The sequence below is a fragment of the Bacteroides sp. genome, assembly GCA_036351255.1.
GTDB lineage: Bacteria > Bacteroidota > Bacteroidia > Bacteroidales > UBA7960 > UBA7960.
In genome coordinates this window covers 1-26,224 of sequence record JAZBOS010000101.1, presented here as the reverse complement: position 1 = coordinate 26,224, position 26,224 = coordinate 1, and the positions used below count along the sequence as shown (strand labels likewise).

General features: G+C 47.9%; 21 protein-coding genes. 8 read left to right on the top strand and 13 right to left on the bottom strand.

Annotation, left to right across the window (positions count from 1 at the left end; genetic code table 11):
- Positions 1-721, top strand: a 721-nt coding sequence (locus V2I46_09975) for a hypothetical protein (protein MEE4177827.1), incomplete at its 5' end; no start/stop codon positions are given.
- Between the two features lie 21 nt (positions 722-742).
- Here V2I46_09975 and V2I46_09970 read toward each other — a convergent pair.
- Positions 743-1,330 carry a hypothetical protein gene (locus V2I46_09970; GenBank protein ID MEE4177826.1) on the bottom strand — a complete coding sequence of 196 codons (588 nt, stop codon included), beginning with the start codon at positions 1,328-1,330 and terminating at the stop codon, positions 743-745.
- 167 nt (positions 1,331-1,497) lie between these two features.
- Here V2I46_09970 and V2I46_09965 point away from each other — a divergent pair, with 167 nt between their 5' ends.
- Positions 1,498-2,277, top strand: a complete 780-nt coding sequence (locus V2I46_09965) for a UDP-2,3-diacylglucosamine diphosphatase (GenBank protein ID MEE4177825.1) — start codon at positions 1,498-1,500, stop codon at positions 2,275-2,277.
- A 7-nt stretch (positions 2,278-2,284) separates the two neighbouring features.
- Here V2I46_09965 and V2I46_09960 read toward each other — a convergent pair whose 3' ends face one another.
- The 6 genes from V2I46_09960 to V2I46_09935 all read right to left on the bottom strand — a co-directional run bounded on the left by V2I46_09960 (position 2,285) and on the right by V2I46_09935 (position 9,695).
- On the bottom strand, positions 2,285-2,707 hold the full coding sequence (locus V2I46_09960) for a hypothetical protein (GenBank protein MEE4177824.1): 423 nt from the start codon (positions 2,705-2,707) through the stop codon (positions 2,285-2,287).
- Between the two features lie 226 nt (positions 2,708-2,933).
- Complete coding sequence (locus V2I46_09955; GenBank protein ID MEE4177823.1) at positions 2,934-4,052, bottom strand: HAMP domain-containing sensor histidine kinase; 1,119 nt, start codon at positions 4,050-4,052, stop codon at positions 2,934-2,936.
- Positions 4,053-4,154: 102 nt separating this feature from the next.
- Positions 4,155-6,548 carry a PKD domain-containing protein gene (locus V2I46_09950; protein MEE4177822.1) on the bottom strand — a complete coding sequence of 798 codons (2,394 nt, stop codon included), beginning with the start codon at positions 6,546-6,548 and terminating at the stop codon, positions 4,155-4,157.
- A gap of 11 nt (positions 6,549-6,559) precedes the next feature.
- Entirely contained in the window at positions 6,560-7,579 is a 1,020-nt protein-coding gene (locus V2I46_09945; protein MEE4177821.1) for a hypothetical protein, read from the bottom strand.
- Positions 7,580-7,608: 29 nt separating this feature from the next.
- The gene (locus V2I46_09940) at positions 7,609-8,631 is read right to left on the bottom strand and encodes a right-handed parallel beta-helix repeat-containing protein (protein ID MEE4177820.1); all 1,023 of its coding nucleotides are present in this window, start codon (positions 8,629-8,631) and stop codon (positions 7,609-7,611) included.
- Positions 8,632-8,651: 20 nt separating this feature from the next.
- On the bottom strand, positions 8,652-9,695 hold the full coding sequence (locus V2I46_09935; GenBank protein MEE4177819.1) for a hypothetical protein: 1,044 nt from the start codon (positions 9,693-9,695) through the stop codon (positions 8,652-8,654).
- A 25-nt stretch (positions 9,696-9,720) separates the two neighbouring features.
- On the opposite strand from V2I46_09935, the gene V2I46_09930 reads away from it, so the two are divergent.
- Positions 9,721-9,873 (top strand): hypothetical protein, encoded by a 153-nt coding sequence (locus V2I46_09930; protein MEE4177818.1) that lies wholly within the window; start codon positions 9,721-9,723, stop codon positions 9,871-9,873.
- A 648-nt stretch (positions 9,874-10,521) separates the two neighbouring features.
- Here the strand turns inward: V2I46_09930 and gap are convergent.
- Positions 10,522-11,526 (bottom strand): type I glyceraldehyde-3-phosphate dehydrogenase, encoded by a 1,005-nt coding sequence (gene gap / locus V2I46_09925; GenBank protein MEE4177817.1) that lies wholly within the window; start codon positions 11,524-11,526, stop codon positions 10,522-10,524.
- 303 nt (positions 11,527-11,829) lie between these two features.
- Here gap and V2I46_09920 point away from each other — a divergent pair, with 303 nt between their 5' ends.
- Genes V2I46_09920 through V2I46_09905 form a run of 4 tightly spaced genes read left to right on the top strand, consistent with a single transcriptional unit; the run spans position 11,830 to position 15,046 of the window.
- Complete coding sequence (locus tag V2I46_09920; GenBank protein MEE4177816.1) at positions 11,830-12,540, top strand: MotA/TolQ/ExbB proton channel family protein; 711 nt, start codon at positions 11,830-11,832, stop codon at positions 12,538-12,540.
- 12 nt (positions 12,541-12,552) lie between these two features.
- Entirely contained in the window at positions 12,553-12,966 is a 414-nt protein-coding gene (locus tag V2I46_09915; GenBank protein ID MEE4177815.1) for a biopolymer transporter ExbD, read from the top strand.
- Position 12,967: 1 nt separating this feature from the next.
- On the top strand, positions 12,968-13,747 hold the full coding sequence (locus V2I46_09910) for a hypothetical protein (protein ID MEE4177814.1): 780 nt from the start codon (positions 12,968-12,970) through the stop codon (positions 13,745-13,747).
- Positions 13,748-15,046, top strand: a complete 1,299-nt coding sequence (locus V2I46_09905) for a folylpolyglutamate synthase/dihydrofolate synthase family protein (GenBank protein ID MEE4177813.1) — start codon at positions 13,748-13,750, stop codon at positions 15,044-15,046.
- 32 nt (positions 15,047-15,078) lie between these two features.
- Here V2I46_09905 and V2I46_09900 read toward each other — a convergent pair whose 3' ends face one another.
- From V2I46_09900 to V2I46_09885, 4 genes are all read right to left on the bottom strand, one after another.
- Positions 15,079-15,642 (bottom strand): DUF4168 domain-containing protein, encoded by a 564-nt coding sequence (locus V2I46_09900; protein MEE4177812.1) that lies wholly within the window; start codon positions 15,640-15,642, stop codon positions 15,079-15,081.
- 213 nt (positions 15,643-15,855) lie between these two features.
- Positions 15,856-17,571: an alpha-amylase family protein gene (locus V2I46_09895; protein MEE4177811.1), complete on the bottom strand. Its 1,716-nt coding sequence runs from the start codon at positions 17,569-17,571 to the stop codon at positions 15,856-15,858.
- Positions 17,572-17,632: 61 nt separating this feature from the next.
- On the bottom strand, positions 17,633-19,057 hold the full coding sequence (locus V2I46_09890) for an AAA family ATPase (protein MEE4177810.1): 1,425 nt from the start codon (positions 19,055-19,057) through the stop codon (positions 17,633-17,635).
- Between the two features lie 9 nt (positions 19,058-19,066).
- Positions 19,067-21,418: a BamA/TamA family outer membrane protein gene (locus V2I46_09885; GenBank protein ID MEE4177809.1), complete on the bottom strand. Its 2,352-nt coding sequence runs from the start codon at positions 21,416-21,418 to the stop codon at positions 19,067-19,069.
- Positions 21,419-21,724: 306 nt separating this feature from the next.
- Between V2I46_09885 and glmM the strand changes: the two genes are divergently transcribed.
- Positions 21,725-23,125, top strand: a complete 1,401-nt coding sequence (gene glmM / locus V2I46_09880) for a phosphoglucosamine mutase (GenBank protein MEE4177808.1) — start codon at positions 21,725-21,727, stop codon at positions 23,123-23,125.
- Here glmM and mfd read toward each other — a convergent pair.
- A partial coding sequence (gene mfd / locus V2I46_09875) for a transcription-repair coupling factor (GenBank protein MEE4177807.1) occupies positions 23,122-26,224 on the bottom strand: 3,103 nt, incomplete at its 5' end. The two genes, glmM and mfd, sit on opposite strands and share 4 nt — an antisense overlap.

Below are 26,224 nucleotides of genomic sequence, written 5' to 3'. Positions count from 1 at the left end.
TGGGGAACCTCAGGCTGAAGCAAAAACTTATTTGTTGCATGAAGCAGGCTTTACCTGGGAACAAAACAGGGTTCTGAACCCCTATTCCTTTGGGTTGAACCTGGAGCAGGGGGAGGGTTTTTCAAAACTCTCAGGGCAGGTAAAATATTTCAGGCACTATGAGGCCTTGCCCAAAGGGATCTCTTTTCGGTTTTTTGCGGGTACTTTTCTGAATAGTCCTTCTGATAACAGTCAGGTTGATTATCGCTTCCGACTGGGGGGCTACAGGGGTATCCAAGATTATGGATTTGGGACTACATTCCTGGGGCGTACAGAACCAGCGGGAACTTTTTTGGGGAATCAAATCACGGAGCAGGATGGCGGGTTTAAATACCCTACCTCTGTTGGACAGACCTGGGACTGGCTGATGGCGGTGAACCTGAAAGCAGATTTCCCGTCCCTACCCATGAAAGCCTATTTTGATGCAGGGACTTATGCCGGTGCTTCCAGTGCTTTTAATGGCTCCCGAAGCCTTAGCTGGGTTTTAGGGGTTCAGTTCGTTCCCATCAAGAACTTCCTGGAAATAAACTTCCCCATCACTACTTCATCAGACCTGAAGCAGGTTGCCGATTTTGCCTTTGACAATTATTTTCAGCGTGTGACTTTTTCCCTGCATCTCGACAAGGCCAATCCCTTCCGCTACCTGAGAGACCTTCAAATGGTCATCCAAAATCAGTTTTAATGGAACAGGCTTGGTATTCCTTTACCAGAGTTTTTCCAGGTCGTAGGCCTCCTCTTCGATCCTTTCATAATGGTCTTTCGGCAAATCCCAACCGATCTTCTCAGCCTTATCGCTCAGAACGGCCAGCCGGCGGTTTTTCGCATCGATGATCATGGTTCCGGTATAGTTGTAAACGCTGGGATACCTGATGTGAAAAGTGATGGCCGGTTCTATGGGTGAATTGTTCTGTAGTTTGTGCAGCACATTGAAGGGTTCATAAATATAATCCCCCTTGCTAAATGTTTTGGTGGGATGAATATATACCTTACTCTTGGGTTGGTCGTAACGATAAATGGTTTCTGCTACTATGCCCTGGAGGGGGACAATAAAACCCCAGAAATTGTTATGATGATGGATGGCCAGGTTGTGCTGAGGGGGTCTGATCATTATAAAGGCCTGCACAGGTTCTTCTATCAGCGGAATCCTTCGGTACTCCGTAAGGTCCTGGCCTTCAAGAAAAGATTCGTAATCCAGGTTCCTTAGATCGTGGGAGCGGATCAACTCACGGACGATATTAGGCTCAATCTTTTTTCCTGACAGCGCTTTCAGCTCTTGTAATAATTTCTCCATTTCTTCTCCTGTTTTATGGTTTCTTTTCTTTTCACTATAAAAATACAACATTTGGTGGTTCCTGCCAATTTAAAATCCGGGAGTTTCATTAGCAAAAAAATCATTGGTAAAAGAAATGGCTTGCGATGATTGTCTATCTTTGCCGACAAAGCGCTAAGCCTTAGGCCATGAAGATTCAGCCGGGTAAAAAGATCTACTTTGTTTCCGATGCCCATTTAGGGGTTCCCACGCATGCCCGTAGCCTTGAGCGTGAGAAACTCCTGGTTCAATGGCTCGACCAGGTTTCAAACGATGCCGCGGAGATTTATCTCCTGGGTGATATCTTCGATTTCTGGTTTGAGTATAAGACGGTAGTCCCCAAAGGATTTGTCAGGTTGCTTGGCAAACTGGCTACGCTGGCAGATCAGGGCTTACCCATCTATTATTTTACCGGGAACCATGACCTCTGGGCTTTTGACTATTTTGAAAAGGAATTGGGCCTGAAGGTTTTTCGCCATCCGGTGGAACGGGCATACAACGGGAAGCAATTCTTTATTGGCCATGGAGATGGACTGGGGCCCGGCGACCATGGATATAAATTCCTGAAAAGGGTATTCTCTTCCAGGATAAACCAAAAACTGTTTTCCTTACTCCATCCGGGCTTGGGGACAGGCATAGCCCTGCATTTCTCCCGCAAAAGCAGGATTGCCAACCAGACTGCCGATGAAGTATTTTTAGGCGAGGAAAAGGAGCGCTTAATAAGATTTTGTAAGGATATGCTGAAAAACAAACAATTCGATTACTTTGTGTTTGGTCATCGCCACCTGCCTCTTGATTTCCCTGTCAACGGGCAAACACGTTACATAAACATCGGTGACTGGGTTACCCAGTTCACCTATGCCGTATTCGACGGAAACCACCTGAAACTGGAACGTTTCCTCGATAGGGATTTTTCTCCGGAAAAATAAGGTTCAGTTATTCCTCGCCGTCCAGCAATTCTCTTACCTTCAGGGAAACTTCGTTCCTGGCTTTTTTAATATCTGCCACCAGTTCATTGGTCTTAGCAACAACAGAATCCCAGGTGTCCAGTCCGGCTTCTTCAATTTTTTTCAATTCCTCCGAAACCATGACTTTTTGCTCCTCAAATTCTGCCCGGGCTGCCGCCAGATCCTCCTTTACCTCCTCATTTGCAGTTTCCATTTGCTCATCAATGTAGGCAATCCGGTCATCAAGGTCTTTCTGCAAGTCGTTCAGGCTTTGGATTGCGCTATCCTTCGCATCCTGTAATTGCTCCTCCATTGCCTTCTGCTGATTTCCGCCTCCGCATGACCAGAGAAATACAAATGCCAACATCAGGCTCATCATTAGTGCAGTTCTTCGTTTTGCTTTGTTTTCCATAGTGTTTTTCATTTTTAATTCAAGTTTATGGATGAAAAAAAAGTTTCGCAAAGAATGTGGTCCGGAAGGCAAAAACAGAAGCAGGTGGGGAGTTTCCATCCGAACCTTTGCAGGAAAATGCTTTCCTGCATCCCTGAATTCGTTTACGAATATAAGGAGAATAGGTGAAAGATTGAAATGATTTAAGCCTGAAGTTTCTGGGAATGATAAACTTTATAAAGGTTTTTTATTCAAGGCGTCTGCCGTTCAGGCTCTCAGGCAGCTGAATGGAAAAGATGGTTCCGGTGGCGTCAGTACTGACAAAACTGGCTTCCCCATGAAGGTATTTTTCAGTGAGCAGTTTTATGCTATAGGTACCCCAGCCACGGCCCTGGCCTTTCGTGGAAAACGATTTCTGGAATACCTTCAACTGTACCTCACGGGGCATGACCTGCCTGTTTTTTACCTCAATGATGATCTTTTTGGCCGAGGCATCAAAGCGATGACCAATTGAAATCGTATCGTTGGCTGGGCCTGCTTCCATGCCGTTTTTAATCATGTTTACAAGTACCTGGCGCAGAAGCGTCTTATCTGTCCGGATGATTTGCCGCTCGCCATCATATTCAACTTGTTTACGGTTAAATTTCTGGTTGAGAAGCAGGGAAGAGATCACTTCCTGAACCATGTCAGGAAGGTTAATGACCATTGGATGGGTATCGAGCTGCTGATTCTCTGCTGAACTGATCAGGTGGTAAGTCCTGATCTCTTCATCAATTCTTACAGCCACGTCCTTAAGGATCTTCTTGGTCTCCTCCGCATCCAGGTCTTCAAATACTTCTTGTAAACCGGAAAGAATGGCCGAGGTGTTCCTCAGGTCGTGCAGAAAGATGTTCTCGAGCATCATTCTGGCCTTGCGGTCGCTGATGTCCTCCAGGGCAACAAATACAAAATTTGCCTTACCATATTGAAACGGTTTGGAGTGAACCTTCAACGTAAGCGATTCTCCGTCTTTTAAGGAAATGCTGCATTCGCCCTGTCCACTCCTGCCATCTTCACTCAATTCGATGGTGTTGGCAAGGCCGCAAACCCTGCAATAGGCCGTCGACCCGCAGCCAAAATTCCCCTCAGTGGCATGTATGCATTCCAGGCATTCCCCTGGTCTGAGTCCCAAAAGTTCTTTCCTCCCATCGCTGCTAAGCCCGGCCAGCAAGTCCTTGTTGACATAAACCACTTGACGGGCATCATTGATGATAAGCAATACCACAGGAACATCTTCCAGCAGTTGGGAGAAAAAGGGACTTTTCAGGATCTTATCGCCCTGGGCTTTGATCTTCTCGGGCTGGTATCGGAGTGAAGCGTGAAACATATCTAAGGGTTGGGGTGCAGAAAACAAATGTAGAAAATCATATTGGTTGGGGAATAAAAAAAGCCGGGTTTTTTTGCCCGGCTTTTTTTAAAAATGGTTTTGCTACTGTTTGATCGCCCTCAGTGTAGTCTGTTCACCGCTCCTTGAGGTTAATAAGATAAGATAAAGCCCGGGATCCCATTCTGCAGTGCTTAAGTATACCAGGGCTTGTCCTTCGGGGGCTTCCATGCGGGTGATAACCCGGCCAGATACGCTGATGACCTGGATTACTTGCCATTGATGCCCGTTAGGTAGGCTGATGTTCAGGTATTGGCTGAAGGGCACAGGGTATACCTTTTCTGAGCTGAGCAAGCCTGGTTGGTTGATCCCAACGGTAATGCTCATGGTTTGGCAGTGGGTTTCAATACACCCTGCCGCTGAAGTAGCTGTCAGGCAGATTTCAAATGCACCTGCAGAGGTGTACTGATGTTCAGGGTTCATCTCAGTGGAATGCGTCCCGTCGCCGAAGTCCCAGTAATAGGTGGCAGCCCCCTGACTGGTGTTGTTGAAGCTTGCCAGGTAGTTGTTCACCTCATAGGAAAACGATGGCTCAGGCAGGGGATGAAAAATCACCTCTTCAGTTGGGCTTTGGGCAGTGCACTGGTTGTAATCGGTAACCTCAACCCAGTAATCGCCTGATTGATCAATGGATATCTCAGACGTTGTTTCACCGGTCGACCACAAAAAGCTGTTGCTGCTATCGTCTGGATAGGCCACGATTACAATTTCTTCGCCATCACACCAGGGCCCATTTTCAGGTAAAAGAACCTGAGCATCAGGCAACTCAAACACAGTGACAAAAACCCCGCCAACGTATATTTCACACTGGTTTTCATCGGTAAACAATAGCCAGTAATCGCCAGTTTCAGTTACGGTGATTTCTTGAGTGGTTTCCCCGGTTGCCCATTGGTAAATACCTTCCATGCTGGAGGACAGAACCACTGAACCGCCATCACAAAACTCTAAAGCCCCATCGCTATTGATAAGTACCTCAGGCAGAGTATGTACAACGATCATGTCTTCGACGGTGTAAGTATGCGACTCTCCGGTCTCTGACCAGGTTGCAGTAAGTGAAACGGTGTATAATCCCGGACCGTTTAACTGATAATTGGCTAGCTCAGGTTCATAACTAACAATTCCCCCATTTATACTCCATGCAAATTCATCCGCATCCACACTGAAATTATAGAAAGTAACCTCTCCATAGCCGCAGAAGGTGGTTTGCTCTGCTTCGAAATAAGCAAAGGGCAGAGCGTTTTTCACAATCTCACTGCTCAGCACACTGCTCCAGCTTCCCCGAATGTCCAAAAAGCGGAACATCAGGGAATAATTCCCGTGAGGGATCATCCTGAGGTCAAGGTCAAGGTCGAGCAACAAGGGGTTAATGGGCTCCTCAAGAGTGACTAAAACCCTGCCTTCCTGACCATTGGTGTCAAACAGGTTGCCTTCTGCGTCTTCCAGCCAGTATTCATAGGCAGTCATCAGGTTGGGGCCTTCGTTTTCCTGTACGGGGTTCTTCACAAAGAATTTGCTCAGCACACTGCTCCACTGGCCCCTATTATCCTTAAAACGGATGCTGACGTTATTCAGCCCATTGGGCAGGTCTGCCGCTGTAAGCGTCTCTACCAGGCTGAAAGTTGCCTCTCCTGTAAAGTTTTCTTCAATGGCTGCTTCAAAGTTGTTGTTAAACCATATCTGATAGCCTGCAATGGCAGCGTCCTCTCCATTGCCACTAGCCAAAGGTTGCTTAACAAAGAACCTGCTCAGTACCGAAGACCATGCCCCGGTATTGTCCTTAAAACGAAGGGAGAAGGTGTTCAAGCCTTCGGGCAATTCAGAAACGCCAAGCACTTCACTGAGACTTAAACTCACCCCCGGAGTGACGGTTTCCCAAATCGCTTCACTCTGGTTCAACCAGTATTCATAACCCACAATTTGTTTTTCCTGTCCGGCAATTTCCGTTTGAGGAACCTTTACAAAGAAACGCGTCAGCATCGATGACCAGGCTCCGGTATTGTCCTGAAACCTGGCGGAGAAAGAATTCAGTCCATCGGGCAATGCAGTCGCACTGATCATTTCGTCAACGCTTATTGACTCAGAAGGGGTTAGTGCCTGCATGACCATCTCATCCTGGTTGAAGCAATATGCCCAGGCCACGATCTGTTTCTGCGAGCCACCGTTTTCTGTGGCAGGCAACTTTACGAAAAACCGGGTAAGCGGCGCTGACCAAGCATCTTCCGTGTCCCGGAAACGGATGGTAAAGCTGTTCAGACCCTCGGGAAGCGTTGCAGTGCCCAACGAAAGCTGAATATTGGCTTGCGCCACTGGCGTAAGGCTCACGCTCACGCTGGACTGCTCGTCCTGGTTGAACCAATACTCATAACGATCGATCAGTGGCACCTGTCCTTTAACAGTCAGCCCAGCCAAAATTATGATTATAAAAAGTAGTTTTTTCATCTTGTTTCCGTTTAACGTTCTTGTGCTGAAACATTAACCTCTACTTCTATATTCCCTTCCTCATTGACCAGTGGCGATACCTGCTCGAAAGTAATACTGGGATTGAATGGAATGGCACCTTCCTTATAAGGAATGGTGGTACCATAAATGCCGATGTCATTCCCGTCGGTACCGCCATTCACCCCCGGGCTCCCGGCCTGGAGATGATAGTCGTATTCATAACCAAAAACACTCCCTTCAACATTCACGAAAATGCTGCTTAGGGCCTGTCCTCCAATATTGCCTGATCCGGTATTGTTGCCAGGCATGACGAATTCCCTTACAAAAAGGTTGTTAAGCAGGGTGTTGGATGTGCTGTTGTAAAAAAAGTAACTCCCCGTGTGCAGGAAAATGTTGTTTTGGATCAGGCACGAATACAGACCATTGAAAGTGTCACTGGATTCCTTCAGGACAATGTTGTTGGTGATCATCGTGTTGTCGCTGAACTGGCTGATGTTATGTACAATGTTTTTCTCAATCAGCACGTATTGGGCATTTCCCCCGATAATGGTATTTCTGATGACATTTTCAAGGATGTGGATTTGTTCTGCCGTGGCAGGGGTGTAATAGTAGAGTTTGATATTCTCAATGTTACATCTGCTGATGGTCAAAAAGTTTACTGCCTGGTTTGCCGCGCTGCTTCCAATGTTTATACTGCCGGTGAGATAAAAGCCCTGCAGGAAACTGTTATCGGCTCCTGCCCTGAGGTAAATGTTGCCATCCAGCCAGGTAACCCCTGTGGCAGCGGTGTAATCCGGGTAATGTCCTGTCCCGATCAGGGTCAGGGTATGGTCGATGTAAACATTCCCGATGGGGAAAGTGCCCCCCGGCATATAAAGGGTGTCACCCGCCTCGCTTCCAGCCAGGGCCTGGGCAAAGGTGCTGAAGATTTCTGTGGTTGTACCGTTCTGAACAATAAACCGGTTTTGGGCTTGCGCCGAAACAACCATAAGCAGCGCTATGATAAAGAAATAGATTTTTAGGTTCTTCATAATTGATATTTTTTCTTAATGTTTTGAAATTAACGGTTTTGTGCTTCCACCTGGATGTTTACTTCTATCTCACCGGCTTCATTGGTTCCGGGTGAAACCTCCTGGCTGGTGATATGGGGATTAAAGGGTACAGCACCTTCTTTATAAGGCACTGCGGTTCCATAGATCCCAATATCAAAGCCATCGGTTCCAGCATTATTGCCGGGGCTGGTTTCCTGCAGATGAAAATCGAAATCATAACTGAAAGCACCCCCCGGATAATTGACAAAAATGCTGGCCAGCGGCTGGCTGATGATGTTGCCTGAACCGTAATCGGGGGGACTGAAGGTTATGGTTTTTACAAAAAGATTATTTAGAAAAGTATTTGAAGAACTTGCATAAAGAAAATAAGAACCATTGTGAAGGATGACATTGTTCTGGAAGACACACGTATACATATGCTGGAAAGTGTCTCCATTGGTTTGAAGAACAATGTTGTTGGATATCAAAACATTATTGTTGAAGTTGTAAATGTTTGTCACAATGTTCTTTTCAATGAGGACATGCTGAGCATTTCCCCCATCGATGGATCCCCGGATCACATTCTCAGTGATGTGAATATTTTGTGCCGTTGCAGGGCTGGAAGCATAAAGTTTTATCCCATTCAGATTACTGCGGCTTATGGTAATGTAACTGACAGCCTGGTTGCTCGAGGAAGTCCCCAGCTGGATCCCTCCGGTGAGGTAAAATCCCTGGATGTGACTGTAATCTGATCCTGTGATAAACCTGATGTTTCCTTGCAAAATCGTTAGACCTGTTGCCGTGGTATGGGCAGGATAGTGTCCGGCACCCACCATGGTCACTTTTTTGTCAATATTAATGTCGCCAATGATATAAGTACCACCTGGAATATACAGGGTATCTCCATCCACCAGGGCAGCAAAAGCGTTTTGAAAGGTGGTATAAACCTGGCTGTTCTCGCCGTTCTGGATGACAAAACGGCCCTGGGCGCTGAGCGATAAGCTTACCACCAGCATGAGCATTGAAATGAGAATCTTTTTCATTGTGTTCATTTTCTATGTGTTTTGGTTTGTTATCGGGATTGTGATTCAACCTCAACCTGCACACTGATATTTCCTGCCTCGTCCGTCTGGTTCGATACCTGTTCGAATATGATCTGGGGATTAAAGGGAACGGCGCCTTCCTTGTAAGGAATCGCCGTGCCAAAAATGCCAATGTCAAAACCATCCACCCCTGCATTTACACCAACAGAGGTGGACAAAAGGTGGTAATCGAAATCAGGATTGAAAGGCCCTGTAAGGTAATTCACGAAAACGTTGTCAAATGTCTGGCCGAAAAAATTAGCCTGCCAGATGTTTTCGTCTGTTTGCGGATCAGGCGTAAAATTTTTGAGGAAGATATTGTTCTGAATCAGGTTGTTCAGGCAGTTGCCGTCAAGGGGATTGTTGTCAACCCTGAAAATATTGTTCTGAAAGAGGCTGTTCTTCACGTTACGGATGGGGAGATGCCATGTCCAGCTGGAGTAATAACCAAAAGTGAAGATATTGTTTGAGAAAATGGTCGTTCCATTAAATTGCTGAATATAACCATCTATGATGTTTTTGTAGAATTGGATGTTCTGCGCATTAAATCCGTTTACATTAATCAGCACGTTTTCTGTAAAAAGCACATGCTGAACCGGAGAAGGGGCAGTATATCCCATGTTTACGGCACCTGTGACCCGGCACCTTGAAATGGTGATGTTTGAAACAGCCTGGTTCAGGTAGTTCGCGTAAAAATAAAGATTGCCCAGTTGGAAGCCGTGCAGCAAGGTATTATCTGAGCCTTCTGCAAGATAAATCGTTCCATTGAGGTGCGAAAATAAACCGTCATGCGTTTGCGTCGGGTCATGTCCCACCCCAATGATGGCCACTGGTTTGTCAATCGTGAAATACCCAATGTTAAAGGTTCCGCCGGGCAAATAAATGGTGTCGCCGGCTTGGGTGGCTGCCCAGGCCGAAGCCCAGTCGGTGTGAAAGGTCGCGGTGCCATTGCTTTGCACGGCAATGGTCTTCTGGCTGAATGCCTGGCCTGCTGCTAACAGTATAAAGGCCAGTAAAAAGATTTGCTTTTTCATTAAAGGAAAGTTAGTGTTTGTTGATTTGAGTGATTTATCTGGGCTGAGCCTCTACCTGGATGTTGACGTCTATCTGACCCTGGGGATTGGTTTCGGGCAAAATGGCCTGGTCGGTGATGACATTCCCAATATTGAAGCTTCCACCCGGGAGGTACATGACATCGCCCTGCTGGGCTGATGACAGGGCTTCGGCAAAACTGGAGAAAAATTGAGACTGTTCGCCTCTCTGAAGGGTAATGGCCGGCTGGCAAAAAATTCGGAAGGAATGAATAGCATCCCAAGAACGATGGGAATAAACCTGGCTTTCATGTGATCAAACATTAAAGTTGGTGGAAGAATAACAAGTTTCAATATTACAACCTAAAAGATTTATGCATTTACGCGTTTCCCGTAATCGAGAAAAAATTTTACTTGATTTTTACTATTCCTTTTGATCCTTAACCTTTAAAATAACTTCCCAAAACAATTATTTTCTAATTATTTAGTTGATAATCAAAGTGTTGAACTGGTTTTTTAAATTACAGTTTATTTATCTTAGAAAAATATTTATTTGTCGTAATTCTCCGATACCATCCACCTACCATGCTCGTACCATGCTCATAGTTTATACGGTTTAAACCGTATAAACCCTGACCATGGCAGGGTGATGGAAGGGTAGTGGCCTCAAAAAGATTGGAAATGGCTTAAAGGATCCCAAGCCTGCACTTATTGCAGGCTTTGCTTTTTTGGAGTGCAGAAATCAGGAAGTGATGATGCGGAGAGGGGAAAAAAAGAAGCTGCTCCATTTCAATCGAGCAGCTTCAACAAGAGATATTATGCGGGATGCTTAGCCAATCTTGGCTACCAGGTCAACCACGCGGCTGGCATAGCCAAATTCATTGTCATACCACGAAACAACCTTTACAAAGTTGCCATCGATCACCTGGGTCAACAGGGAATCGAAGATGGAAGAATGGGTGTTGCCAATGATGTCGGCCGATACGATGGGGTCAGAACAGAATTCCAGGATGCCTTTCATGGGGCCTTCGGCGGCTTCCTTGAGTGCCTGGTTGATCTCTTCCTTGGTTACATTTTTTTCGAGTTCCACGGTCAGGTCAACAACAGAGCCATCGGGGGTGGGTACGCGCATGGCGAAACCGTCCATTTTGCCTTTGAGGGCTGGGATCACCAGGCCAACAGCCTTGGCTGCGCCAGTAGTGGTGGGGATGATGCTGAGGGCGGCTGAACGGGCACGGCGCAGGTCTTTGTGCGGCGCATCAAGGATGATCTGGTCGTTGGTATACGAGTGAATGGTGTTCATCAGTCCGCGCTTGATGCCAAACTTGTCGTTGATTACCTTGGCAACAGGTGCCAGGCAGTTGGTGGTGCATGAAGCGTTGGAAAAGATCTTGTGTTCGGGCTTAATATCATCGTCATTTACGCCAAGTACCACGGTGGCGTCAACATCGCTGGCGCTTTTTGAAGGCACACAGAGGACCACCTTTTCAGCGCCTGCCTGCAGGTGCTTGCTGATCTTTTCACGATCGCGGAATACGCCGGTCGATTCAACAACAACCTGGATTCCCAATTCTTTCCAGGGAAGATTGGCTGGGTCTTTCTCAGAATATACGCGGATCTTCTTCCCGTTAACGACGAGGTATTCACCCTCTGCACTAACAGTACCGGGGAACTTTCCATGCGTAGAGTCATATTTCAAAAGGTGGGCTAAAGTGGCGCTGTCGGTCAGGTCGTTTACTGCTACAATTTCAATGTCCTCATTCTTGAGGGCTGCTTTCAGGGTCAAACGGCCAATACGACCAAAGCCGTTGATAGCGGTTTTAATTTTTGCCATAGTTTTTTATGTTTTGAATTTTTTGGAAGCGTAAAATTAATAAAAATTAGCGTTATTTAATCCAATTAAGGATAATTTTACATTGCCAAAGTTTGTTTAAACCCGACTTTTGCATGATGCAGATTATGCTCATGGAGGCTAAACGGAGGGTCCCGCTTCTTTTCTTTTTCTCTTCTTTTTAGGGTCAAAAAGCTTAGCAGAATCAAGGAATAGTGGGGAAACGGCAAAACATTATTAAATTTGCAGCGTATAAAATAAAACAGCTATCCATCAGTTATCTAACTAAAACAAAAACAGAAGCAGATGTTAAGCCACATTCTATTGCAGGTTCAGATGGGCAGCACCGCCCAGGTTGTCGATACATTGGCGCAAACCCCGACGCAGACATTTGAAACCATGACGCTCTGGAGTTTAATGGTAAAGGGTGGGATCATCATGATTCCGCTGGCTATCCTTTCGATCTGGGCCATTTATATTTTTATTGAACGGTACATGGCCATCAGCAGGGCTTCGAAAGAGGAAACCAACTTCATGAATAATATCCGCGATTTTATTCACGATGGTCGCATCGATTCGGCCAAGTCGCTTTGCAAAAATAACCAGTCGCCCATTGCCCGGATGATTGCCAAGGGCATTGTTCGTATCGGGCGCCCGCTGAACGACATCAATGCAGCCATTGAAAATGTGGGTAAACTCGAGATATCCAAGCTTGAAAAGAACATTGCCGTGCTGGCAACGGTTGCCGGTGCAGCGCCCATGCTGGGTTTTCTTGGCACGGTAATTGGAATGATCAAGGCGTTTTACAATATGTCAATGGCTGGAAACAACATCGATATCAGCCTGCTTGCCGGGGGCATTTATGAAGCCATGGTGACTACTGTGACCGGCTTGGCCGTGGGCGTATTGGCTTATATCTGTTACAATATCCTGGTGGCCCGCATCGAAAAGGTGGTCTTTATCCTCGAGGCCCGCGCCACCGAGTTTATGGACCTTTTGCACGAACCCGCTTCCTAATCCTGATTTGTTATGGCCATTCAAATGCGCAATAAACGCAACCTCACCTTCAACATGGCCTCCATGTCTGACCTGGTGTTCCTGTTGCTGATCTTTTTTATGCTGACCTCCACCCTCATTGCGCCCAATGCCATTAAGCTGCTGCTGCCCTCAAGCGAAAGCCGCACAATGGCCAAGCAAACCGTTACGGTTTATCTCAATGAGGATTACCAGATGTTCCTGGAAGAAACCCCTGTAACCACCGATGAGCTTCACAGTGGGCTGCTTCAGCTTTTGGCTAATGAAGAAGAAGGTTCTGTTGTGCTCAGGGCTGATCAGAGTGTGCCCGTGCAATATATTGTGAACGTGATCGACGTGGTAAATAACATTAACAATGCCAATCAAAGCCGTCATAAAGTAATTCTAGCCACCCAACCCGCTCCGTAAAATGGAAGAACTCTCCAGGAAAGATAATCAGTATGCACTCATCGGCACGATCGTATTTCATGTCGGGCTGCTGCTGCTGTTTTTCTTTTTCGGATTGCGCACCCCTTTGCCACTGCCTGAAGAGCAAGGAGTACTTGTAGCCCTTGGGTATTCTGACCAGGGGATGGGCGACCTGATTCCCCTGTCGAGTTCACCGCCCATGCCTGTCCCGGCGCAGCCCAACCCTGTGCAGGAGGAGGTGGCCACCCAAAATACTGAGGAGGCGGTTCCCATTCCTCAAACCACAACCCGTCCACGGCCTCAGCAACCCACCCAGACTCAGCAGCAGCCTGCCGAGCAAACCCCTGTCCAGGAGCCTCAGCCACAGGTGGACCCCAGGGCCATGTTCCCGGGGGCTGATCAACGCAGCACCAGCAGCCAGTCGCAAGGCACTACCGGCCAGCAGGGCGCCCAGGGCAGCCCCACAGGCGCTCCGGGTGGAGAAGGCGATGGCGTAGGCCAGGGAGGCGTGAGTTACGATCTTACAGGCCGCAGGCCCAATGTGCTTCCAAAACCTACTTATAACATCCAGGAGTCTGGCAAGGTGGTGGTCTCTATCACCGTCGATCGCGAGGGCAGGGTGGTCAGGGCAACGGCAGGGGCCAGGGGTACCACAACCACCAATCGCACCCTTTGGCGGCTGGCAGAAGATGCAGCCCGCCAGGCTCGCTTCGATAGGAATCTCAATGCCCCCGAAGAACAAACGGGTACCATTACCTACAATTTCGTTATCCAGAATTAAATGAACTACAAGGAAACCCTGGGGTACCTGTTCGAGCAGTTGCCCATGTTTCACCGTATTGGCCCTGCTGCTTACAAAGCCAACCTGGATAATACCCTGGCCCTGAGCAGGCACCTGGGCGAGCCTGAAAAAAAGTTCAGGAGTATCCATATTGCGGGCACCAACGGCAAGGGCTCGGTGGCCAATATGCTGGCATCGGTGCTGCAGCAGCAGGGGTACAAAACCGGCCTGGCTACTTCCCCCCACTTAAAGGATTTCAGGGAAAGGATACGGATCAACGGGAAAATGATTCCCAAAACCGCAGTAACGGAATTCATTCAAAAAAACAAGGGCTTTTTCGAACAACTCAGCCCGTCGTTTTTTGAGATCACCATTGGGCTGACCTTCGATTATTTTGCCCGCGAGCAGGTGGATGTTGCAGTGGTTGAAACCGGCCTTGGGGGAAGGCTTGATTCCACCAATATTGTTACGCCCGAAATCTCCATTATCACCAACATTGGGATGGATCATATGAACCTGCTGGGCAATACTCTGGAAAAGATTGCGGCAGAAAAGGCAGGCATCATCAAAAAGGGTATACCCCTTGTTGTAGGGAAGCATCAGGCAGGTGTTCAGGAAGTTTTCGAAGCCTTTGCTGATGAAAAAGGAGCGCCCATTTTTAATGCCAGCGATTGCTATGCTTTTGTCAGCGCAGAAACCAAAGACCACGCAGGCCAGCTTTTCCAGGAAATAAGCTTTAAACGTCCCGGTGGGGAATTACACACCTATAAGACTGATTTGCTGGGGGTCTATCAGCAGGAAAACCTTGCCACTGCGCTTACCGCCCTTGAGTTCCTCAACCGTCAGGGGAAGTTCCGGGTATCAGACCTGGCCCTGCGCCAGGGTTTGTCGCAGGTGAAAGAGAACACCGGGTTCAGGGGGCGCTGGTATCAGCTGGGCAAAAGGCCAAGGATCATTTGCGACACAGGGCACAACAGTGATGGAATAAAAATGGTCACAAGTCAGTTGTCAACCCTTGCATATGACAAGCTGAGGATCGTTCTGGGGATGGTGGATGACAAGGATGTCAAGGGGGTGTTGTCTCTTTTCCCAAAGGATGCCACCTATTATTTCTGCAAGCCAGATGTTCCCCGAGGTCTGAACCCCCATAGCCTTGCGGCAGCTGCAGCTTCCGAAGGGCTGAAAGGGGAGGTGTATGCCACCGTGAAAGAAGCCTTGCTGGCAGCCAAAAGGGAGGCATCAGGAAGGGATCTGATCTTTGTGGGTGGCAGTACTTTTGTGGTTGCCGAGGTGGTATAAAAAAACCGGGGAGACCCCGGTTCTTTTATTTTTTATTTGTTTTGTTCTTCCAGTTCTCTTTCACGTTGCCTTGCTTCGCGCGCCGCCTGGCGGGCCCGCTCGCGCAAAAGTTCGCGAACATGGGTCTGCAGATCGGCGTCTGCCCTGAACTCATTCATGATCTCCTGGTAATAATCGCTATTCAGCCCCAATTCCATCAGGGCGGCTTCAATTTTGCCCTGCATCTCCTTCTGAATTTCGGTGATTTGAGGGGCAGCCGTATTGAAGAATGATATTTCTTCCTCCGAATACATCCCGCCATCGAGGGCACCGATCTGAGCTGCACTGGCAATCTGATTGAAACGCTCCATGGTGAGACCATTGGCTTCAACGGCTGCAACGATTTTCTCGTTGGTTTCCTTCTGGAGTTCGCTTAATTCACGGTTGGCATCATAAAAATTCAAGAGGTCCTGATCCGCAAAACGGAATTCCTTCTTGGGTTCTTCGGTTTCCTGTCCAAAAGAAAGGGCAGGAGCAGCAAGCAGGACAGTCAAGGTAAGGATTGCCGCGAAGAAAGTCTTTGAAATCGACTGGGTAGTGTTACGAAATTGATTCATAGGTAAATTGGTTATTGGTTAAAAAAGCAGACAAATGTAAAAAAATTTAAAAAAAATCAGCTAATATTTTTACAATAATTACTTAGTATCAAAACTCAGGCCAAAATTGAAAAATTCTTATCCTATATTTTAATAAATATTAATAATCAATATGTTACAAAATAATATTTTTTTGAAAAAATCCCTTAAAATAACCTCTAAGAGCCATTCTGGTTAAGCATTTATCGAAATAATGATATAGCTATATGGATTAATTTCTATGGGGATTCCAATATTTTCGGCCTGGATCAGGTTCATCTCTTTCGGAAGGTTTGTTATGCCCTGAATCGCATTGATCTGCAAGGTTTCCGCCCGGTTCATTTCTGCCACTTCAAAAAAGTGGGAAGGGATCCTGATGTATGCCAGGATGTTGTCATTTTGGCAGAAACTGGACACCACAAGCCAGGCTTTAACATTTTCCCAGCGAAGGAAACAATAAAGGTGGCGGTCATCAAAGTCTTCCTTCCCCTGGTTGAACCACATCAGGTCATAAAAATGTCCCTGGGTGATAACAGGATCCTGGGCCAAGTGCAGAAGAGTCGTGTAAGTTTCTTTCAGCCTGATTTGATCAGGATTAAGTTTTTCATTGTTGCACCTGCCTTGGTTGAACCATTGCTGAAAGGCGGGTACATGAAAATAATCGAATATGGTTGTCCGTCCATCCTCTCCACTGAAGCCGGCAACACCAGCTGCTTTTTCACCCATTTCCTGACCAAAATAGATCATCAGTGGGCCCTGATGCATGGTTGCTGCCACGGCCATTCCGGGGATTCCTGCCCGCATATCTCCCGCAAACTGGGGGGAGGCAATGCGTTGCTCGTCATGGTTTTCCAGGAAACGGAGCATACAGGCATCCAGCCCTTCCAGATCCTTCCATGCCTGGCTCAGGGAAGCGGCTGGTTTTCCCCCTGTCATCACTTCGCGCATGAGGTTGTATAAGCCCTCCTTGTCATAGAGGTAGTCGAAGCCCCCGATTTCATGATACAAGTGATAAGCCCCGGGATTATAAATCTCGGCAATGAAAAGGGTATCAGGGTATTTTGCCTTCACCTCCCTGATGGCCCATTTCCAGAATGCAACAGGTACCATTTCGGCCATATCGCAGCGGAAGCCTTTGGCACCCTTTCCTGCCCAAAAAAGCAGAATATCCAGCATTTTTTCCCATGTGGCGGGGAGGGGGTCAAAATATTCTGCGCCGCCTCTCTGATAGTCTACACCATAGTTCAGTTTTATGGTTTCATACCAGTCGTTAATGCCAGGTGAAGCGGTAAACTGGTCGTTGCCGGTCACTTTTGCAGGGTCTTCAGCAAATGGTTTCAATGCCTTCTCCCTGGCATATGGAAGCTGTTGAACCTCTTCGGGAAGTCTTAGCCTCTGCCCAGGGATATAATAGAAATTGTTCTGCGGATGAAAGGCCAGTGCCGTCTGGTCGTGCTCACCCAGGTCTGAAACACCTTCAGGCCTGATTTTTGAATGGTATTCCCGGGCCACGTGGTTGGGGACAAAGTCAATGATGGGAACAAGGCCTGCCGTTTTACACCGTTCGATAAGGGCTTCAAATTCTTCCATTCGCCGGTTGATGTCTACGGCCAGATCAGGACATACATCATAATAGTCGCGGATTGCATAGGGTGATCCAGCCCTGCCCTTGACCACATGGGGATGATTGGCGGGTAATCTGTAAGTTGAATAATCCGTTAGGGTGGCATGCGAAATCACGCCTGTAAGCCAGATGTGTGTGGCACCGAAAGCCCTGATCTCTTCCAGGAAATGCTGATCCAAATCATTGAACTTACCACAGCCGTTTTCTTCAATTGTGCCATAAGGCTTTACGGTACTGTTTCGGTTCCCGGCAAGCCTGACGAATATCTGATAGATGATGGGTTTCATATTCCTTCGCTTTTGGAGCATACTATCGATTGTCCCAGCCTTTATGAAAGGGTCATTTCTGTTACTGGAAGAATGCGTCGGTAAAATTGAGCAGGAAAACCTTATCCGTGGCCCTGGTCAGGGCCGTGTACAGCCAGCGCAGGTATTCGGTATCAGGTTCCTTGTTGGGGATATAACCCATTTCCACAAACACATTGGCCCATTGGCCGCCCTGGGCCTTGTGGCAGGTGAGGGCATAGGCAAACTTCACCTGCAGGGCATTGAAATGCGGGTTGTTCTTGATTTGGGCCATTCGGGCACCTTTGCTCGCTATGTGGGCATAATCCGCGGCTACTTCTTCAAACAGACGCCTGCTATCGGCAGCGGTGAGTGAAGGGCCATCGGCGTTTAATGTATCGAGCATGATCTTGACCTCCAGGTCTGGCTCCTCGGGGTAATCCAGCATGCGAAGGGTCACTTCTGCAAAGCGGAAGCCATAGAGCTCCTCAGTGCGTCTGATACGTTTCAGTTCAACGATGTCACCATTGGCAATAAAGCCGGCCTGGCTTGACTCAGGCAGCCAGAAGTAGTTATTCTTGACGACCATCAACAAGTCGCCTGCGCTGATCTCATCCTCCCTGAACAATACCCTGCTGCGGATGTGCTGGTTGAAGAGGTTTGCCCTTTTGTTTGACCGGCAAACGATAAGCGACTGTTCCATGTCGCGGCTCATATAGGCATTGTTTACTTCGTCTGCGGCATCAGGGCCCTCCAGCCGCCGGATGTCGCTGAACCCCGGGAGCTGCATCTGTGGATAGCCTTCCTTTCCTGCTCCCAGCATTTGACGGATCATTGTGGCATTATGAAGGATGCCGCTGTCACGGGCCTGGCGAACGACTTCCCTCAGCTCAAAATTCCATATCTTCAGATGATACCTTTGACTCAGAAACTTTTCGCTCAGGGCAGGGCTTTCAGTAGTCATCACTGGGGGAAGCTGTGCGGTGTCCCCAATCAGGACCAGCCTGCAATTTATGCCCTCGCTAACAAAACGCAATAAATCATCGAGCAGGTTTGTGCCTCCAAATAATTCTGACTGTTCACTGCGGGTCCCTCCGATCATGGAAGCTTCATCCACAATGAAGAAGGTGTTCTTGTGCTTGTTTTGCTGGAGTTCCACGCTTACAGAGCCATCTGCGGTGGGCAGCAGGCGGTATATCTTCTTGTGGATGGTGAAGGCTTTCCTTCCCGAGTAACCAGCAAGCACCTTGGCGGCCCTTCCGGTGGGGGCCAGCAGGATGCTATTGGCCCGCAAGGAAGGAAGGATGCGGACCAGGCTGCTGACAATGGTGGTTTTCCCTGTGCCTGCATAACCTTTCAGCACAAAGACAGAGGATGAGTCCCCCTTTAGGATATAGTCGGCCATCAGGTCGATCAATTGACTCTGATCTTCCGTGGGGGAATAGGGGAATTCTTTTAAAATGGCTTGTCTAATATCTTTAGGGGTCATAAGCAAACATCAGAAAGGATAACCAATCCCCAGGTTGAAGTTCCAGGTTCTTAGCCGGGGCCAGTCGTCAATCCATCGTTCACCAAGCTCACGGGAAGGATCGTGGACAGGAAAGGCGGCATCAATACGAACAACAAAGAAGTCAAAGTCGAGGCGAAGGCCTGCACCCGCTCCGATAGCAATCTCACGGTAAAAGTCATCCAGAGAGAATTCTCCCCCGGGAAACTGTGGGTTTTCATTGATAAACCAAACGTTGCCAGCATCAGCAAAAAAGGCTGCATGCCAGAAGCGGTAAATGGCAAAACGGTGTTCAATATTGGCTTCCAGTTTAATATCCCCGTAACGGTCAAAGCGTATCCCCAGGCTGTCGCGGTAAGACCCTGGTCCCAGGGTGTAAATCCTCCAGGCACGGACACTGTTAGCCCCACCTCCATAAAAGCTCCTGACAAATGGCATCACCCTTGAATTGCCATAGGGGATCCCGGCACCTGCCATCAGGCGGAAAGCCAGGGTGCTCCTCTGATCGAATAACTTATAATAGCGCCAGTCGGCATCCCCTTTCAAATATTGCGCAAAGGGGATGTTGAAAAGGGTATAGTTTCCGTCTTCATTGGTGTTAGCATCGAAAACACTGCTGGCAAGTTGCATCAGGTTGCCAGCCGATTCAAAGTTTCCACGGAAATACATAAAGTCGGCTTCCCTGCCAAGTTGCTGTGAGCTGAAAACATAGGAGTATTTGATACCTGCCGTCAAGTGATCTTTGTAACGGCTTAGGATCAATGGATTTCCCGCAGGAATCCTCGACTGCAGGATGGAGTCGTTAAATACCTTGATTGAACTGATCTCGATGGGGTAGAGGTAATGACGCTTCCTGACGTTTTCGCTCCATTCAAACCCATAGCTGACGTTGAAGATATAACGCGTATAGTCGGGGCGTTGGCGGTAGTTGATACCAGTGAGCACGGTGCTGCGCGGGCGTGCGTTCTTTGAAAGGCTTTCCATGGGGATCGGAGCCAGTAACTTTGGGAAGTCAATGCTTACCTCGGCGCCCAGTTCAACGGTATTGAAGGGCAAACGGTTGATTACTTCCTGTCTGGCTGATTCTCCTGATACTTCCAATGCGCCTTTCAGGCGGATGTTAAGCCTCTCGGCACCCCTGAAAATGTTCCGGTTGGTGAAAAGAAAGTTTCCCGCTACGCCAAGGTTGCCCGAGGAGTTCAGCCCTTCAGCTTCCACTGTGAAGGCATTGGAAGGAGATCGGGCCAGCTGTATGCGGGCATCCAGAAAACCAAGGGTATCGGAAGGTTCACCCTGATGTGGCTGCAGGTTCTCAGAAAATTGGATATTGATGAACCTGTAATTGCGCAAGCCGCTAAGGTAATTATAAGTCAGTTCGACATTCCTTCCCCGGAAATACCGGCCGGGTTCAATTAAAATATTATGAACCACCGCCCTTGGCCTGATACTCATGGGATCGTTGTGGAGGAACTGATATACCGGTCCTTTTCCTAGCTTAGAGGGGGCAAAAAAGGTTGTATCGAAGGGGGTGGTTCCGCTAAGGAAGGGAGAAAAATCAGGATAAATAAAGACCTGGTCAACCATATACCGCTTGTGCCGTAATTCAGGAAGGCTGTCATTGCCCGGGCCTCTCTGGGCATTCGGCTGACTGACGTGCAGGTCAATGTCAACCTGGTGACCACCTACCATACTGTCCACATGGAAAAAGATGAAGTCTTTTGAAAAATTGTAAAACCCCTGGTTTCGAAGTTGCCGGGTGATTCGTTCCCGTTCACTTTCCAGCAGATCAGCATTATATTGATCCTGCCTATGGATCAGGGTATTCAGTGAATCGGCCCAAATAAAGGAAGCAAGGTAATCATCCGGGATGACATACTTAAAATCTCTGATTCTGTAAGGGGTTTTACCTTCGATGAGGTAGATGATATTTGCCTTCCGTCCATTGGTGTCAATTCTGGTATCAATATTTGCATTAAAATATCCTTTTCCCTGCATAAAAAGCTCGAACTGCCGTTGACTGCTTTCCATTAATACCGGGTCGAAGACCACGGGAGGTTCTCCAATGGCGTTTTTTATCCAGCGCTTCAGGCCGTTCTCCTTCCCCCTTTCAGCCAGCTGGTAGACCTGGAGGTGAAAACGGTAAAGCCCCAGGATGCGACGGTTGGGCTTTTGCCTTAAATAGGGCTTTAACTCTTCTGTCTTTACCTCAGCATCCGATACCTTTATCCTGTTCCGGTTCAGAAGATACTGATCCGAAGGGATATTACGGGCAGGGTTACAACCTGAGAAAAGCAGGAAGGCCAGGCCTATCGGTAAGAAAAATTTGATCAGGTTTTTAAACACTTACCTTGGGGTTTTGCAGAAAACAAATTTAGCCATTATCGAAAAACGACAAAGAACTATTCATAAGGAATAAAAAATTTGTGAATTCTTAAGAAAAATGACTTTTAAAGGCAAAATAAAATATTTCAAATAAAAATATTTTGCTTTGATATAAAATACTAATTTAATAAATTTGTTTACAGGAAAACCACAGGCTAATAAAATGCAGATCAGGGGGAAAGGAGCTTTTCCGCTGAAAAATGAAAATTTTGCGAGCGGTCTATGGTTTTCATGTGTTATCTTTGCACGTTTTAATTTATTAGGATAATGACGCTCATTCAATCTATTTCAGGAATCAGGGGAACAATAGGGGGTAAGCCCGGTGAAGGTTTTTCGCCCGTGGATGTTTTAAAGTTCTCGGGAGCTTTTGGCATGTGGCTCAAGAGTCGCTTTCCTGAAGAACGCCTCAGAGTCGTTGTGGGACGCGACGCCCGCATTTCAGGCCCAGTTGTTAATAAGATCGTGACCTCTGTGCTGCAGTCGATGGGCATTGATATTGTTGACGGGGGGATTTCCACCACTCCGACCATTGCCATGGCTGTAGGTTTCTTTCAGGCCAACGCAGGCATCATAATCACAGCAAGCCATAACCCCAAAAACTGGAACGCCCTCAAATTGCTTAACGAGCACGGGGAATTTCTTACTGCTGAACAGGGTGAAGAAATGAACCGGTTTCTGGACTGGAATGCTTTTGATTTTGTTCCTATCGAGAAATTTGGACACTATTCTAAAGAAGATGGCATGATCGAGATGCACATCGAGAAGATCCTTTCCCTGCCCATTGTCGATGTTGAAGCTATCCGGGAAGCCAATTTCCGGATTGTGGTGGATGGGGTCAATTCTTCCGGTGGTCTGGCTGTTCCTCTCTTACTGGAAGCTTTGGGCGTCAAAACCATTCATGAGATTTATTGTGAGCCCAATGGCATTTTCCCGCATAACCCCGAACCGCTTCCCGAAAATTTAATAGAACTTTCTGCGGAAGTTGTCAATAAGAATGCCCATTTGGGTATTGCTGTTGACCCAGATGTAGACCGGCTGGCGCTGGTATGCGAGGATGAAGAAATGTTTGGCGAAGAATATACCCTTGTGGCTGTAGCCGATTATGTGCTTTCACAGACGCCGGGAAACACCGTCAGCAATCTTTCCTCCACACAGGCGCTGGCTGAGGTTACACGTGAGCACGGTCAGGAATATTTTTCAAGCGCCGTTGGTGAAGTGAATGTGGTTGAAGCCATGAAAAAACACCATGCCGTCATTGGCGGTGAAGGTAACGGAGGCGTTATTTATCCTGCGTTGCACTATGGACGAGATGCCCTTGTCGGAATTGCCCTTTACCTCTCTCTCCTCGCGCGTTCTGGAAAGACTTGTACCGTACTTAAGAAAAAATATCCCGAATATTACATCTCCAAGAATAAGATCGAACTTCCTGCTGAGGTAAACCTCGATATGATCTTTAACAAGATCATTGAAAAGTATGCCAAGCATCCCATTGATCAGACCGATGGCGCCAAGATTCTTTTTGATAAGGAATGGGTGCACCTGAGGCGTTCAAATACCGAACCCATCATTCGCATCTATTGCGAAAGCGACAGCCTCGTAAAGGCTGAACACTTGGGGAAAAAAGTGATTATGGACATCAGTGAATTGCTCAAAGGGGAAGAAGACTAGACCTTTCCTATAGCTAGGATTTCTTCTGCAATTTCCAGGGCCTGATCAATGTCGGTGACTGACTTGATGGTCATACTGAGCTTGTCATTGCTTTCCTTCAGCTGGCACTTTCTGTAATTTTCCTGGGCAAAGCGCAATACTCTTTTGAATGCATCGCTCTCGTAATAGGGTGAATCCTTTCGGCTGGTAAAATAACCGATCATCAAGCCGCTTTTCAGAATCATCTTCTCAAAGCCGATCTCCCTTCCTTTCCAGCGGAGCCTGAGGGCTTTCATCAGGCCGGCAGTGGCTTCGGGTAAAGGACCGAAGCGGTCAACCAGCTGGGCTTCGAAGGCTTCCAGCGACTCTTCTTCCTCAAGGCCGTCCAATTCCTTGTAAAGGCTCAGGCGTTCTTCGGTATTGGATACATAACGACTGGGGATCATCAATTCAAAGTCAGTCTCCAGCTGGCAATCTCCTATCTGGTATTTCCGCTGGTTGATGCCTTCGGCAAACAGCTCTTTAAATTCTTTTTCCTTTAATTCCGTGATAGCCTCATCCAGGATTTTCTGGTACATCTCAAATCCGATCTCGGCGATGAATCCGCTTTGCTCGGCGCCCAGCAGGTTTCCTGCCCCCCGGATGTCGAGATCACGCATGGCGATGTTAAAGCCGCTGCCCAACTCCGAAAACTCCTCAATGGCCCGCAGGCGCTTGCGCGCCTCATCGGTAAGGGTGCTCAGGGGCGGGGTGAGCAGGTAACAAAATGCTTTTTTGTTGGTGCGTCCCACGCGCCCGCGCATCTGGTGCAGGTCGCTCAACCCAAAATGATGCGCATTGTTGATGATGATGGTATTGGCATTGGGGATATCCAGACCCGATTCCACAATCGTGGTCGACACCAAGACATCGAAATCCCCGTTGATAAAGTCCACCATAATCTTCTCCAGCTTCGCACCCTCCATTTGACCGTGCCCAACGGCAACCCGCACATCGGGGCACAAACGCTGAACCATCCCTGCCACCTCAAGGATGGTCTGCACCCGGTTGTGGATAAAAAAGACCTGCCCGCCACGGCTTACTTCATTCATCACGGCATCCCTGATCAGCTCTTCGCCAAAGACGTGAAGTTCGGTGACGATGGGATAACGGTTGGGCGGAGGGGTGTTGATGCGCGAAAGGTCGCGGGCCCCCATCATTGAAAACTGCAGTGTGCGCGGGATAGGTGTGGCGGTTAGCGTCAGCGTATCCACATTCACCCGCATCTGCTTGAGCCTTTCCTTGGCCGCCACTCCGAATTTTTGCTCCTCATCAATGACCAGCAATCCCAGATCCTTGAATTTTATATCCTTGCTGATGAGCCGGTGCGTCCCGATGAGGATATCGATTTTTCCTGCCTTCAGGTCATCCAGCACGGCTTTCTTTTCCTTGGCCGAGCGGAAACGGCTGATGTAATCCACCCGGCAGGGGAGGTCCCGCAAACGGTCATTGAAGGTGTAATAATGCTGCAATGCCAGGATGGTGGTAGGTACCAGCACTGCTACCTGTTTCGAGTCGGCCACCGCTTTGAAGGCCGCCCGGATGGCCACCTCTGTTTTGCCGAACCCCACATCCCCGCAAATCAGCCGGTCCATGGGATAGGGGGCTTCCATATCTTTCTTTACGTCAAAGGTGGCTGTCTCTTGGTCGGGCGTGTCTTCATAAATAAAGGAAGCCTCCAGCTCGTTCTGTAGGTAAGTGTCAGGGGCAAAGCCATAGCCATGCTGGGCTCGCCTTCGTGCATAAAGATTGATCAGATCCTTCGCAATATCCTTGACCTTGCTCTTGGTTTTGTTCTTCAGGTTGGCCCAGGTATTGCTGCCAAGCCTGTGCAGGGTGGGCACCGTGCCTTCCTTGCCACTGTATCGCGAAATACGATGTAATGAATGGATGCTGATGTAAAGGACATCGTTGTCCTTATAAACCAGCCGAATGGCTTCCTGCAATTTGCCGTTTACTTCAATTTTTTCCAGGCCGCTGAAAATGCCAATCCCGTGGTCGATGTGCGTGATGTAATCGCCGGGTTTCAGGTTTTGAAAATCTTTGACAGACATGGCTTGCTTTCCGGGAAACTTATCGCGCACCTTAAAGCGGTGGTAGCGCTCAAAGATCTGATGGTCGGTGTAGCAAGCCAGCTGGGTTTGGTAGTCAATAAAACCTTCGTGCAGGCTTAACAAAAGGGCATCGTACTGAAACCGCATCTCCCGATCAGCGTTCTGATGAATGGTCTCAAAGATGGATTCAATTCGCTCGATTTGCCGTGGATTGTCTGAAAGGATCAGGTTGGTAATGCCCCCGGAGGTGTTTTTTTCCAGATCTTTGATCAGCAGGTCAAAGTTCTTGTTGAAAGAGGGCTGGGGTGAAAAGTCAAATTTTATTGCCGCCTCTGTTTCCTTTGCCAGGTATGCCTTGCGAAATTCAATGACCCGGGTCCTGTTCAGTTTATTGATGAAAACGTCCGGCTCCAGGAACATTTCTTCAGGTTTCAGGTGTTTCAGATCCCTGTGTAGCGTATGATAAATGTTTCCTGCCTTTTCCAGTCCTGCCTTCATTTTTTCTTCCGCCAGGCCGGTATCCTCGGTCCATACGACGGTGTTGGCAGGCATCGAGTCAAGCAGAAACTCCCGCCCCTCAGCCTCTGTTTTCATCTGCCCGATATCTGGCAGGATGCTGACCCTGTCCTGAACTTTTACTGAGAGCTGCGATACCGGGTCAAAGGAGCGAAGGCTTTCCACCTGCTCGCCCATGATCTCGATACGGAAGGGATAGTCATTAGAAAAGGAGTACACGTCAATAATCCCCCCACGCAGGGAAAATTGACCGGGCTCAACCACAAATTCCACGCGCTCAAATCCATATTCAATGAGAACATCGAGGAGGAAATCAACAGAAAGATTTTCCCCCCGGCCTATCTGGATCACATTCTTTTTGAGCTGTTTACGCGAGACCACCTTTTCGCCGATTGCTTCAGGATAGGTAACGATGATGGTTTTATTGCCCTGCGACACCAGGCGGTTGACCACTTCCGAGCGCAACAGCACATTGGCATTATCGGTTTCGGTAACCTCATAGGGCTTCTTA

Excerpts from the sequence above, each read along its gene's own strand:
- V2I46_09955 (MEE4177823.1), bottom strand. The coding sequence starts at position 4,052 with ATGTTTCACGCTTCACTCCGATACCAGCCCGAGAAGATCAAAGCCCAG.
- V2I46_09915 (MEE4177815.1), top strand. The coding sequence starts at position 12,553 with ATGGCCATTCAAATGCGCAATAAACGCAACCTCACCTTCAACATGGCC.
- V2I46_09970 (MEE4177826.1), bottom strand. The coding sequence starts at position 1,330 with ATGGAGAAATTATTACAAGAGCTGAAAGCGCTGTCAGGAAAAAAGATT.
- V2I46_09910 (MEE4177814.1), top strand. The coding sequence starts at position 12,968 with ATGGAAGAACTCTCCAGGAAAGATAATCAGTATGCACTCATCGGCACG.
- V2I46_09965 (MEE4177825.1), top strand. The coding sequence starts at position 1,498 with ATGAAGATTCAGCCGGGTAAAAAGATCTACTTTGTTTCCGATGCCCAT.
- V2I46_09895 (MEE4177811.1), bottom strand. The coding sequence starts at position 17,571 with ATGAAACCCATCATCTATCAGATATTCGTCAGGCTTGCCGGGAACCGA.
- V2I46_09935 (MEE4177819.1), bottom strand. The coding sequence starts at position 9,695 with ATGAAAAAGCAAATCTTTTTACTGGCCTTTATACTGTTAGCAGCAGGC.
- glmM (MEE4177808.1), top strand. The coding sequence starts at position 21,725 with ATGACGCTCATTCAATCTATTTCAGGAATCAGGGGAACAATAGGGGGT.
- V2I46_09890 (MEE4177810.1), bottom strand. The coding sequence starts at position 19,057 with ATGACCCCTAAAGATATTAGACAAGCCATTTTAAAAGAATTCCCCTAT.
- V2I46_09905 (MEE4177813.1), top strand. The coding sequence starts at position 13,748 with ATGAACTACAAGGAAACCCTGGGGTACCTGTTCGAGCAGTTGCCCATG.
- V2I46_09960 (MEE4177824.1), bottom strand. The coding sequence starts at position 2,707 with ATGGAAAACAAAGCAAAACGAAGAACTGCACTAATGATGAGCCTGATG.
- V2I46_09950 (MEE4177822.1), bottom strand. The coding sequence starts at position 6,548 with ATGAAAAAACTACTTTTTATAATCATAATTTTGGCTGGGCTGACTGTT.
- V2I46_09945 (MEE4177821.1), bottom strand. The coding sequence starts at position 7,579 with ATGAAGAACCTAAAAATCTATTTCTTTATCATAGCGCTGCTTATGGTT.
- V2I46_09920 (MEE4177816.1), top strand. The coding sequence starts at position 11,830 with ATGTTAAGCCACATTCTATTGCAGGTTCAGATGGGCAGCACCGCCCAG.
- gap (MEE4177817.1), bottom strand. The coding sequence starts at position 11,526 with ATGGCAAAAATTAAAACCGCTATCAACGGCTTTGGTCGTATTGGCCGT.
- V2I46_09900 (MEE4177812.1), bottom strand. The coding sequence starts at position 15,642 with ATGAATCAATTTCGTAACACTACCCAGTCGATTTCAAAGACTTTCTTC.
- V2I46_09940 (MEE4177820.1), bottom strand. The coding sequence starts at position 8,631 with ATGAACACAATGAAAAAGATTCTCATTTCAATGCTCATGCTGGTGGTA.